The following is an 11,616-nucleotide window of genomic DNA, read 5'->3' on the forward strand; positions in this document are numbered from 1 at the left end:
GCTCCTTGGTGATGATCTTGTCATCGACGATCGGGTACAGGCTGCGCTTGTTGTATTTGAGCACGTAGTCGGCGTTACGCCGATTGATGCCCATGATGCCCCGGGCTTCCAGGGCCTTCCAGGTTTTCCAGAAGCCGAACATCAAGCGTCAGCCTTTTTCAGGAAAGCCTTGAAACGCACCAGTTCGGTCAGGCGATACCCGCGATAGCGACCCATCGCCAGCATGAAGCCCACCAGAATCAGCAGGACCGCCGGGAAGGTGAACACGAAGTACACCAGTTCCGGCACGCTCATGATCAGGTGCGCCAGGGAGGCGGCGAACAGGGTGCCGATCGCCACTTTCATGGCATGGCCACCGCCGCGCTCTTCCCAGGTGATCGACAGGCGTTCGATGGTCATGGTCAGAATCACCATCGGGAACAGTGCAACCGAAAGCCCGCGTTCCAGCCCGAGTTTGTGGCTGAACAAACTGATGGCTGCGATCAACACCACGACAAAGGTCAGCACTACCGAAAGCCTTGGCAGCATTTGCAGCTTGAGGTGTTCGAGGTAGGAGCGCAGCGACAGCCCCAGCGCCGTGATGATGGTAAACAGCACGATGCCGAAGCCGAGCTGAGTTTCGCGGAAGGCCAGGGCAATCAGCACCGGCGTGAACGTGCCCAGTGTCTGGATGCCGATCAGGTTGCGCAGGACCAGGATCACCAGCACGCCAATCGGGATCATCACCATGATCATGAACGTCTGCTGGGTTTGCAGCGGCAGGCCGTACAGCGAGTATTCGAGGAAGTTGGCGTCGGTGTTTTCATCCGTCAGCTTGGCCAGGCGAATGGCGTTCATTTCGCTGTTGTTCATGCTGAAAGTGACAGTGGCTTTCTTGCCGCCATCGACAGTGATCAGGTTTTCATCGCCGGTCCACCACAGCAGGCGGTCGGTCGGCAGACCCTGTTCGCCGGTCTCCGGGTTGAAATACAGCCAGTCGGTGCCGTTGAAGCTGCGCAACCAGAGTTCCGGTGTCTGTGGTTGGTCGGCCACCAGACGGACGGTGTGGACCTTTTCCACCGGGACGTGGGCTATGGACAACAGCAGTTCGACGATCTTCGCCTTGTGCGCCGGGGTCGGATCGCCAGCCAGGAGCATCTTGGCGTTGTCGTCGTTGCTGTTGTTGACCCGCTTGATGGCTTCGCTGATGAAGGTCTCGACGTCGGCCGAATGCTGGCGGATCGGCGCGAGCAAGGCTTCGGCAGCGATTTTTTCAGGGCCTTCGATGGCGATGCTGTCGCGGAAGGTCGGGCCTTTGATCTTGGCTTTTTCAGCGGTGTAGCGCTTGGTCAGCACCAAGCGGTAATACAGCGTCTGGTTGCCCTTGGCCCGGCGCGCCGACCAGGTCACCTTGCGGTTGCCGTCAACGCGGTTCACGGCCACGCCGTAGTTGTTGGAGATGAAGCTCTCGTTGAGGCTGACATAGTCACGGCTCAGCGGCGGCACGAACATCTGGATCTTGACCGGGTCTTTGGCACTGGCGACGAACTCGACCTTGGCGTCGATGTTCCACAAGTCGTCGGTGGCGTCCTCGGTGACGGGAATGCCGAGCACGAAGATCTGATAGGCCGTAACTGAAATGCCCAACACCACCAGGATGGCGATCAGCATTTTCAGATGAAGGGTAAGAGAGCGCATTGGAATTACTCTGCGGTATGAGCGTCGGTAGCGCAGGCGGGTTTGCCGGCAGCGTATTTAAGACTGGGGTCGACCAGCGCATCGAAGCGTTTGAGCGCTTCGGAGCCGATCAGGAGCGGGTATTGGAAGGCACTTCGGTCCGTTAGGTTCACTTCGATACTGCGTAAAGCCGAGCCCATGCAGATATCCAGCTCGATCACCGGACGGGCGGTGTACTTCTTGCCCTCTTCAGGATCGTAGTCACCGGCTCGGCGCTTGATCTTGCTGACACGGGCCAGCGGTCGTTCGATCGGGTGTGAATGGGCGGCATCGATGGCCAGGTAGAAGCGCACCCAGGATTCGCCATTGCGCTTGAAGCGCTTGATATCGCGGGCACTCAGGGAGGCGGTCTTCGCCCCGGTGTCGAGTTTGGCGGCCACTTCCAGGTCGATACCGCCCAGGGAAGCGTATTCATTGAGGCCGTACACAGTCTTTTCCCCCGCCGCGGCAAAACCCGGCAGGCAAAGAATAAAAAGGAAGGTGGAAAAGGGCTTGAGTCTCATAAATCCTGGTGCGCAGCGGGCCGTACTTCGATTCAAGACCCTGGCATTGCTGCGCAAGCTCCTTCGTATGCCTATCAGTGTTTTATGACAGACCGTGCAGATGTGACAAACAAATGCGGGCGGCATTCTAGCACGGTGGTTTGTTGGCGCCAGCGCTGGCCGGTGGCTATAAACAGAGGGCGCCGCATTGTTGATCGTTCCGACGCTCTGCGTGGAAACGCATCCAGTGACGCTCCGCGTCAGGACTCGAGCCCGGCGTCGCTGGGGAACGCGGAGCGTTCCAGGCGGCATTCCTGCGCAGAGCGCAGGAACGATCATAAAACAAAGCGGTTATTAGACGATTGTCGACAATATCTATTTATCCTTTGACTAAGCCCTGCGTATTCGTTAGTTTTTGCGTCATTGGCTTTCAAGGTGTCGACAATATGTTGGATCAACTCGATCCCCCGGTTTCTACCCAAGATGATTCGGAGACGCTTTCCGAGAACGTCTTCCGCCGTATCCAGGCGGCCATCGTCAAGGGCGAAATCGCTCCGGGCAGCAAAATCTCCGAGCCGGAACTGGCCCGTACCTATGGCATCAGCCGAGGCCCGCTGCGGGAGGCCATCCACCGCCTGGAAGGCCAGCGCCTGCTGGTGCGCGTGCCGCACGTCGGCGCACGGGTGGTGTCGCTCAACCATGCCGAGTTGATCGAACTCTACGAAATTCGCGAGTCCCTCGAAGGCATGGCCTGTCGTCTGGCGGCCGAGCGCATGAGCGTCGAAGAAATCGACGAGCTGCGTCGCGTCCTCGAAACCCACGAGCGCGATGAGGCATTCCAGGCCGGCCGCGGTTACTACCAGCAGGAAGGCGATTTCGACTTCCACTACCGGATCATCCAGGGCAGCGGCAACCGCACCTTGACGCAAATGCTTTGCGGCGAGCTGTATCAACTGGTGCGCATGTACCGCATCCAGTTTTCCACCACGCCCAATCGCCCGCACCAGGCCTTTGCCGAACACCACCGAATTCTCGATGCCATCGCCGACCGTGACGGTGAGCTGGCCGAGTTGTTGATGCGCCGCCACATCGGCGCCTCCAAACGCAACATCGCCCGTCATTACCAGGACGGCGTTAACCCGACAGCCAAACGAGGTGAGTCATGAGTTCCAACAAGAGCACTCCAGGCCAGCGTTTCCGCGATGCGGTCGCCAGCGAGCATCCATTGCAAGTGGTCGGCGCCATCAATGCCAACCACGCGTTGCTGGCCAAGCGCGCCGGTTTCAAGGCGATCTACCTCTCCGGTGGCGGGGTGGCTGCTGGCTCCCTCGGTGTTCCGGACCTGGGCATCACCGGCCTGGATGACGTGCTGACCGACGTGCGCCGCATCACGGATGTCTGCGACTTGCCGCTGCTGGTGGACGTGGACACCGGTTTCGGTTCCTCGGCCTTCAACGTCGCCCGTACCGTGAAGTCGATGATCAAGTTCGGCGCGGCGGCGATTCACATCGAAGACCAGGTCGGCGCCAAGCGTTGTGGTCACCGTCCTAATAAAGAGATCGTGAGCCAGCAGGAAATGGTTGACCGTATCAAAGCCGCCGTCGATGCCCGCACCGATGACAGCTTTGTGATCATGGCCCGTACCGACGCCCTGGCGGTGGAAGGCCTGGAGTCTGCCCTGGATCGCGCCGCCGCGTGCATCGAGGCCGGTGCCGACATGGTCTTCCCGGAAGCCATCACCGAACTTGAGATGTACAAGTTGTTCGCCAACCGCGTGAAAGCACCGATCCTGGCCAACATCACCGAATTCGGCGCGACACCGCTGTACACCACCGAACAACTGGCCGCTGCCGACGTTTCGCTGGTGCTGTACCCGCTGTCGGCTTTCCGTGCCATGAACAAGGCGGCAGAAAACGTCTACACCGCGATCCGCCGCGACGGCACGCAACAGAACGTCATCGACACCATGCAGACTCGCATGGAGCTTTACGATCGCATCGACTACCACACCTTCGAGCAGAAGCTCGATGCGTTGTTTGCGGCGAAGAAGTAAAGAACGCCCTGTAGGAGCGAAGCTTGCTCGCGATGGACGCCAATGTTGACGCGGGAAGCCTGATACCCCGCATCGCGAGCAGGCTCGCTCCTACAGGAAGCGAGATAAGTTTTCTCTGACAAATTCAAGAATATTGGAGACAAAAATGGCCGAAGCAAAAGTACTCAGTGGCGCCGGGCTCCGTGGCCAGGTTGCCGGGCAAACCGCACTGTCCACCGTGGGCCAGTCGGGTGCCGGTCTGACCTATCGTGGTTATGACGTTCGTGAACTGGCAGCTGACGCACAGTTCGAAGAAGTCGCTTACCTGCTGCTGTACGGCGAACTGCCGAGCAAGGCGCAACTGAGCGCCTACATCGCCAAGCTGAGCAAGCTGCGCGACCTGCCGCAAGCGCTGAAAGAAGTGCTCGAGCGCATCCCCGCCGACGCCCACCCGATGGACGTGATGCGTACCGGTTGCTCGTTCCTGGGCAACCTCGAGCCGGAGAACAATTTCTCCGAGCAACACGACAAGACCGACCGACTGCTGGCGGCATTCCCGGCGATCATGACCTACTGGTATCGCTTCAGCCACGAAGGCAAGCGCATCGATTGCGTGAGCGACGAACAGTCCATCGGCGGCCACTTCCTGCACCTGCTGCACGGCAAGAAGCCAAGCGAGCTGCACGTCAAGGTGATGAACGTTTCGCTGATCCTCTACGCCGAGCACGAGTTCAACGCCTCGACCTTCACCGCACGGGTTTGCGCCTCCACCTTGTCGGACCTGTATTCGTGCATTACCGCGGCCATCGGTTCGCTACGCGGCCCGCTGCACGGCGGTGCCAACGAAGCGGCGATGGAAATGATCGAGCGCTTCTCGTCGCCGGAAGAGGCGGTCGAGGGCACCCTCGGCATGCTGGCGCGCAAGGACAAGATCATGGGCTTCGGTCACGCGATCTATAAGGACAACGATCCGCGCAACGAGGTGATCAAGGGCTGGTCGAAAAAACTCGCCGACGAAGTGGGCGACAAGGTGTTGTTCCCGGTGTCCGAGGCCATCGACGCCACCATGTGGGAACAGAAGAAGCTGTTCCCGAACGCCGACTTCTACCATGCCTCGGCGTACCACTTCATGGGCATTCCGACCAAGTTGTTCACACCGATTTTCGTCTGCTCGCGCCTGACCGGCTGGGCGGCCCACGTGTACGAACAACGCGCCAACAACCGCATCATCCGCCCGAGCGCCGAGTACACCGGCGTCGAACAGCGCAAGTTCGTGCCAATCGAACAACGCTGAATGGTGGAGGCTGTTGCAGGGATCTGGATACAGCGTAGATCCCTGTGGGAGCGGGCTTGCCCGCGATGACGGAGTCACATTCGACACATGTGTCGGCTGACCCACCGCAATCGCGGGCAAGCCCGCTCCCACAGTGGATTGTGTTGATTTCGAATCCGGCGCCAGCCCCACCCTTTGTATTTACCGTGACCGAGTCCTGACGATGAACACGAAATTCCGCAAATCGCTGCCCGGCAGCAAACTGGATTACTTCGACGTCCGCGCGGCAGTCGAGGCCATTGCTCCCGGCGCCTACGACACCCTGCCTTACACCTCTCGCGTGCTGGCGGAAAACCTTGTGCGTCGCTGCGATCCGGCCACGCTCACCGAATCGCTCAAGCAATTCATCGAACGCAAGCGCGACCTCGATTTCCCGTGGTTCCCGGCCCGTGTGGTGTGCCACGACATCCTCGGCCAGACCGCCCTAGTCGACCTCGCCGGCCTGCGTGACGCCATCGCCCTGCAAGGCGGCGACCCGGCGCAAGTCAATCCGGTGGTGCCGACGCAACTGATCGTCGACCACTCCCTGGCCGTCGAACGTGGTGGCTTCGATCCAGAGGCGTTCGAGAAGAACCGCGCCATCGAAGACCGTCGCAACGAAGACCGTTTCCACTTCATCAACTGGACCAAAAAAGCCTTCAAGAACGTCGACGTGATCCCGCCGGGCAACGGCATCATGCATCAGATCAACCTGGAGAAAATGTCTCCGGTGATCCAGGTGCGTGACGGCGTTGCGTTCCCTGATACCTGCGTCGGCACTGACAGCCACACCCCGCATGTCGATGCGCTGGGCGTGATCGCCATCGGTGTCGGTGGCCTCGAAGCCGAGAGCGTGATGCTCGGCCGCGCATCGTGGATGCGTCTGCCGGAAAGCGTAGGCGTCGAACTCACCGGCAAACTGCAACCGGGCATCACCGCGACCGATATGGTGCTGGCGCTGACCGAGTTCCTGCGCAAGCAAAAAGTGGTCGGTGCCTGGCTGGAGTTCTTCGGTGAAGGCGCTTCCGCGCTGACCCTCGGCGACCGCGCGACCATCTCCAACATGGCCCCGGAGTACGGCGCCACGGCGGCGATGTTCTACATCGACCAGCAGACCATCGACTACCTCAAACTCACCGGTCGTGAAGACGAGCAGGTGCAGTTGGTCGAGAACTACGCCAAGACCACCGGCCTGTGGGCCGACAGCCTCAACGGCGCGCAATATGAGCGCGGCCTGACTTTCGACCTGTCCTCAGTGGTGCGCAACATGGCCGGCCCGAGCAACCCGCACGCCCGGGTGGCGGTGTCGGACCTGGCCGCTAAAGGCATCTCCGGTAAATGGGAGGATGTGCCAGGCCAGATGCCGGACGGCGCGGTGATCATCGCTGCCATCACCAGCTGCACCAACACCAGTAACCCGCGCAACGTGATCGCCGCTGGCTTGCTGGCGCGCAACGCCAACAAGCTCGGCTTGACCCGCAAGCCGTGGGTCAAGTCGTCCCTGGCGCCGGGCTCGAAAACCGTGGCCCTGTACCTTGATGAAGCCGGCCTGACCGATGAGCTGGAACAGCTCGGTTTCGGCGTCGTGGCCTTCGCTTGCACCACCTGCAATGGCATGTCCGGTGCGCTGGACCCGGTGATCCAGCAAGAGATCATCGACCGCGATCTGTACGCCACGGCGGTGTTGTCCGGCAACCGTAACTTCGACGGTCGGATTCACCCGTACGCCAAGCAGGCATTTCTCGCTTCGCCGCCGTTGGTGGTTGCGTATGCGATTGCCGGCACCATCCGTTTCGACATCGAGAAGGACGTGCTGGGCGTGGTCGACGGCAAGGAAATCCGCCTCAAGGATATCTGGCCGAGCGACGAAGAAATCGACGCCGTGGTGAAAGCCTCGGTGAAGCCGGAACAGTTCCGTCAGGTCTACATCCCGATGTTCGCCATCCACGAAGACACCGGCCCGAAAGTCGCGCCGTTGTACGAGTGGCGCGAAATGAGCACCTACATCCGTCGTCCGCCGTACTGGGAAGGCGCACTGGCCGGCGCGCGTCCGCTCAAGGGCATGCGTCCGCTGGCGGTGCTGCCAGACAACATCACCACCGATCACCTGTCGCCTTCCAACGCCATCATGCTCGACAGCGCCGCCGGCGAATACCTGGCAAAAATGGGCCTGCCGGAGGAGGACTTCAACTCTTACGCAACGCACCGTGGCGACCACCTGACCGCGCAGAGGGCCACGTTCGCCAACCCGAAACTGTTCAACGAAATGGTTGTGGAAAACGGCAAGGTCAAGCAGGGGTCGCTGGCCCGCGTCGAGCCGGAAGGCAAAGTGATGCGCATGTGGGAAGCGATTGAAACCTACATGGATCGCAAGCAGCCGCTGATCATCATTGCCGGTGCCGACTACGGTCAGGGTTCGTCCCGTGACTGGGCGGCGAAGGGCGTGCGCCTGGCCGGTGTCGAAGCGATTGCCGCCGAAGGTTTCGAGCGCATCCACCGCACCAACCTGGTGGGCATGGGCGTGTTGCCGCTGGAGTTCAAGCCTGGCACCAACCGCCACACCCTGGCCATCGACGGCAGCGAAACCTATGACGTGATGGGCGATCGCACGCCACGCGCCGAGCTGACGCTGGTGATCCATCGCAAGAATGGCGAGCGCGTCGATGTGCCGGTGACTTGCCGTCTGGACACCGCCGAAGAAGTGTCGATCTACGAGGCGGGCGGCGTGTTGCAACGCTTCGCCCAGGACTTCCTCGAAGAGTCGGCAGTAGCCGTCTAATACAGGCTGTACCGACACGGGACTTTGAGTCCCGTGTCCGTTTTCAAGCTAAGGAGTAAGCAACACCATGGCTCATGCACCGCAAATCAAGATTCCCGCGACCTACATGCGCGGCGGCACCAGCAAAGGCGTGTTTTTCAGCCTGAAGGATTTGCCTGAAGCGGCCCAGGTTCCAGGCCCGGCCCGCGATGCGTTGCTGCTGCGGGTGATCGGCAGCCCCGACCCGTACGACAAGCAAATCGACGGCATGGGCGGCGCCACCTCCAGCACCAGCAAAACCGTGATCCTGTCGAAAAGCACCAAGGCTGATCACGATGTCGACTACCTGTTCGGTCAAGTCTCCATCGACAAGCCATTCGTGGACTGGAGCGGCAACTGCGGCAACCTGTCGGCAGCGGTCGGTTCGTTCGCGGTCAGCAACGGTCTGGTCGATGCCAGCCGCATTCCGCACAACGGCGTTGCCGTGGTTCGCGTATGGCAGGCCAACATTGGCAAGACCATCATCGCTCATGTGCCGATCACCGATGGTGAAGTGCAGGAAACCGGCGATTTCGAACTCGACGGCGTGACCTTTCCGGCAGCGGAAGTGCAGATCGAATTCCTCGATCCGGCAGCGGACGAAGAGGGCGCTGGCGGTTCGATGTTCCCTACCGGCAACCTGGTGGACGACCTCGAAGTACCCGGTGTAGGCACTTTCAAGGCGACCATGATCAACGCAGGCATCCCGACGATTTTCGTCAATGCCGAAGACATCGGCTACAAGGGCACCGAGCTGCAAGGCGCGATCAACGGTGATCCGAAAGCCTTGCTGATGTTCGAAACCATCCGCGCTTATGGCGCATTGCGCATGGGCCTGATCGCCAACGTCGACGAAGCGGCCAAGCGGCAGCACACGCCGAAAGTGGCCTTCGTGGCCAAGCCGGCGGACTATGTTTCGTCCAGCGGCAAAGCGATTGCGGCAGGCGATGTCGATCTGTTGGTGCGTGCGCTGTCCATGGGCAAACTGCACCACGCAATGATGGGCACGGCGGCAGTCGCCATTGGCACGGCGGCAGCGATTACCGGCACCCTGGTTAACCTCGCGGCGGGCGGTATCGAACGCAACGCGGTGCGCTTCGGTCATCCGTCGGGCACCTTGCGTGTCGGCGCCGAAGCCAGCCAGGTCAACGGTGAATGGACGGTGAACAAAGCGATCATGAGCCGCAGTGCGCGGGTGTTGATGGAAGGCTTCGTCCGCGTGCCGGGCGATTCTTTCTGACCAAATCCTATCCCCTGTAGGAGCCAGGCTTGCCGGCGAAGGCGCCCGCAAGATCGCCTTCGCCTGTAGGAGCCGAGCTTGCTCGCGATGAGGCCATAACATTCAACATCAGTGTTGCCTGATGCACCGCTATCGCGAGCAAGCTTGGCTCCTACAGAGGTTCACGTTTCGACAAAAAGAAAAGTCAGCCCTGAACCGAGGTCCCATCAACGAACCACTTGCAGAGTGAATCGAACATGAGTGCCAACGTCGACCTGAACAACCGCCCTGAGTACGACAAGGTCCTGCAGGACATTGCCGATTACGTTCTCGACTACAAGATCGAATCCGAAGAAGCGCTGGATACCGCCCGCAACTGCCTGATCGACACCTTGGGTTGCGGTCTGCTGGCCTTGCGTTTTCCCGAGTGCACCAAGCATCTGGGGCCTGTGGTTGAAGGCACCGTCGTGCCGTTCGGTGCCCGTGTGCCGGGCACCAGTTATCGGCTCGATCCGGTGAAGGCGGCGTGGGATATCGGCTGCATCGTGCGCTGGCTCGATTACAACGACACCTGGCTTGCGGCGGAATGGGGGCATCCGTCGGACAACCTCGGCGGGATTCTTGCGGTGGCTGACCATTTATCACAAAAGCGCCTGGCCAATGGCGAAGCGCCGCTGACCGTACGCACTGTGCTTGAATCGATGATCCTGGCCCACGAGATTCAAGGCGTAATCGCCCTGGAAAACTCATTCAACCGTGTCGGTCTCGATCACGTCATTCTGGTGAAAGTCGCCTCCACCGCGGTCACCGCCAAATTGATGGGGGCCAATCGCGAACAGTTGTTGTCGGCGTTGTCACACGCCTTTGCCGACGGCCAGGCACTGCGTACCTACCGGCATGCGCCGAATGCCGGTTCGCGTAAATCCTGGGCGGCGGGTGATGCGTCGAGTCGCGGCGTACGCCTGGCAGACATGGCGATGCGCGGCGAGATGGGCATTCCAGGCGTCCTGAGTGCCAGGCAGTGGGGTTTTTACGACGTTTTGTTCAGCCACACCAACAGCGATCTGGCGCTCAAGCCTGAGGAAAAACGGGCCTTCAGTTTCTCGCGGGCGTACGGCAGTTATGTGATGGAAAACGTGTTGTTCAAGATCAGTTTCCCCGCCGAGTTCCATGCGCAAACGGCGTGTGAAGCAGCCGTCAGCTTGCATCCGCAGGTGCGCAATCGCCTGCACGAAATCAACAGGATCGTGATCACCACCCAGGAATCGGCGATTCGCATCATCTCCAAGGTCGGCCCGCTGGCCAACGCCGCTGACCGCGATCATTGCATCCAGTACATGACCGCTGTGCCGTTGGCCTTCGGCAAGCTGGTGGCCGAGTATTACGAAAACGATTTCCACAAGGCACATCCGATCATCGATGTGTTGCGCGACAAGATGGTGATCGTTGAGGAACCGCGTTTCACCCGTGAATACCTGGAGGCCGACAAGCGCTCCATTGCCAACGCGGTCCAGGTGTTTTTCAAGGATGGTTCAAGCACGGAGAACGTCGTGGTGGAGTACCCGATCGGCCATCGTCGGCGCCGGATCGAAGGCATTCCGTTGCTGGAGGAGAAGTTCAGAGCGAACTTGCTGACACGGTTCAGCGGGCAACGCAGCGAGGAGATTTTTCAGTTGTGCAGGGATCAGGCGCGGCTTGAGGCAGCGCCCGTCAATCGGTTTGTGGATTTATTTGTGATCTAGGGCGAGCGCGTTATCGTTCAATCGCCAGCAGGCTGGCTCCCACAGTGTTTTTGTGTTCACCGCAGTACCAACGTGGGAGCCAGCCTGCTGGCGATGAGGCCGAAGCAGGCAACCGAGAGTTACTTGAACCGCCGCTCGACGCCTTTCTCCACGAGAATCTTCGCGGAGATTTCTTCCACCGAAAAATGCGTGGAATTGATGTGCGGGATGTTCTCGCGGCGAAACAGGTTTTCCACCTCGCGTACTTCGAACTCGCACTGAGCGTAGCTCGAATAACGGCTGTTGGGCTTGCGCTCGTTGCGGATGGCGGTGAGGC

The 11,616-nt window shown here is 60.3% G+C and carries 9 protein-coding genes and 1 pseudogene; 6 read left to right on the forward strand and 4 right to left on the reverse strand.

Annotation, left to right across the window (positions count from 1 at the left end; all coding sequences use genetic code 11):
• From D8V06_RS28935 to D8V06_RS28945, 3 genes and pseudogenes are all read right to left on the reverse strand, one after another.
• Positions 1-142: pseudogene (locus D8V06_RS28935) on the reverse strand (alpha-L-glutamate ligase-like protein); the annotation flags it as partial.
• Complete coding sequence (locus tag D8V06_RS28940) at positions 142-1,677, reverse strand: inactive transglutaminase family protein (RefSeq protein WP_056856950.1); 1,536 nt, start codon at positions 1,675-1,677, stop codon at positions 142-144. The gene D8V06_RS28940 and the pseudogene D8V06_RS28935, both read right to left, overlap by 1 nt.
• Before the next feature lie 5 nt (positions 1,678-1,682).
• The gene (locus tag D8V06_RS28945; RefSeq protein WP_130906136.1) at positions 1,683-2,219 is read right to left on the reverse strand and encodes an ATP-dependent zinc protease; all 537 of its coding nucleotides are present in this window, start codon (positions 2,217-2,219) and stop codon (positions 1,683-1,685) included.
• 425 nt (positions 2,220-2,644) lie between these two features.
• On the opposite strand from D8V06_RS28945, the gene D8V06_RS28950 reads away from it, so the two are divergent.
• The 6 genes from D8V06_RS28950 to prpD all read left to right on the forward strand — a co-directional run bounded on the left by D8V06_RS28950 (position 2,645) and on the right by prpD (position 11,300).
• Positions 2,645-3,364 carry a GntR family transcriptional regulator gene (locus D8V06_RS28950; RefSeq protein WP_056856952.1) on the forward strand — a complete coding sequence of 240 codons (720 nt, stop codon included), beginning with the start codon at positions 2,645-2,647 and terminating at the stop codon, positions 3,362-3,364.
• Positions 3,361-4,251: a methylisocitrate lyase gene (gene prpB, locus D8V06_RS28955; RefSeq protein ID WP_056856953.1), complete on the forward strand. Its 891-nt coding sequence runs from the start codon at positions 3,361-3,363 to the stop codon at positions 4,249-4,251. The genes D8V06_RS28950 and prpB overlap by 4 nt, the downstream gene beginning before the upstream one ends.
• A 145-nt stretch (positions 4,252-4,396) precedes the next feature.
• On the forward strand, positions 4,397-5,524 hold the full coding sequence (gene prpC, locus D8V06_RS28960; RefSeq protein WP_130932324.1) for a 2-methylcitrate synthase: 1,128 nt from the start codon (positions 4,397-4,399) through the stop codon (positions 5,522-5,524).
• Between the two features lie 202 nt (positions 5,525-5,726).
• On the forward strand, positions 5,727-8,321 hold the full coding sequence (acnD, locus tag D8V06_RS28970) for a Fe/S-dependent 2-methylisocitrate dehydratase AcnD (RefSeq protein ID WP_130932325.1): 2,595 nt from the start codon (positions 5,727-5,729) through the stop codon (positions 8,319-8,321).
• Between the two features lie 67 nt (positions 8,322-8,388).
• A complete protein-coding gene (prpF, locus tag D8V06_RS28975; RefSeq protein WP_130932326.1) occupies positions 8,389-9,579 on the forward strand; it encodes a 2-methylaconitate cis-trans isomerase PrpF in 1,191 nt (396 codons plus the stop codon).
• Between the two features lie 236 nt (positions 9,580-9,815).
• Entirely contained in the window at positions 9,816-11,300 is a 1,485-nt protein-coding gene (prpD, locus tag D8V06_RS28980; protein ID WP_130932327.1) for a 2-methylcitrate dehydratase, read from the forward strand.
• 119 nt (positions 11,301-11,419) lie between these two features.
• Here the strand turns inward: prpD and D8V06_RS28985 are convergent.
• Positions 11,420-11,616: kinase/pyrophosphorylase (locus D8V06_RS28985; protein ID WP_177434508.1), on the reverse strand; the 197-nt coding region annotated here is incomplete at its 5' end.

It is taken from the genome of Pseudomonas sp. Sample_24, from assembly GCF_004307605.1.
Lineage (GTDB): Bacteria > Pseudomonadota > Gammaproteobacteria > Pseudomonadales > Pseudomonadaceae > Aquipseudomonas.

Excerpts from the sequence above, each read along its gene's own strand:
- D8V06_RS28940 (WP_056856950.1), bottom strand. The coding sequence starts at position 1,677 with ATGCGCTCTCTTACCCTTCATCTGAAAATGCTGATCGCCATCCTGGTG.
- D8V06_RS28945 (WP_130906136.1), bottom strand. The coding sequence starts at position 2,219 with ATGAGACTCAAGCCCTTTTCCACCTTCCTTTTTATTCTTTGCCTGCCG.
- D8V06_RS28950 (WP_056856952.1), top strand. The coding sequence starts at position 2,645 with ATGTTGGATCAACTCGATCCCCCGGTTTCTACCCAAGATGATTCGGAG.
- prpB (WP_056856953.1), top strand. The coding sequence starts at position 3,361 with ATGAGTTCCAACAAGAGCACTCCAGGCCAGCGTTTCCGCGATGCGGTC.
- prpC (WP_130932324.1), top strand. The coding sequence starts at position 4,397 with ATGGCCGAAGCAAAAGTACTCAGTGGCGCCGGGCTCCGTGGCCAGGTT.
- acnD (WP_130932325.1), top strand. The coding sequence starts at position 5,727 with ATGAACACGAAATTCCGCAAATCGCTGCCCGGCAGCAAACTGGATTAC.
- prpF (WP_130932326.1), top strand. The coding sequence starts at position 8,389 with ATGGCTCATGCACCGCAAATCAAGATTCCCGCGACCTACATGCGCGGC.
- prpD (WP_130932327.1), top strand. The coding sequence starts at position 9,816 with ATGAGTGCCAACGTCGACCTGAACAACCGCCCTGAGTACGACAAGGTC.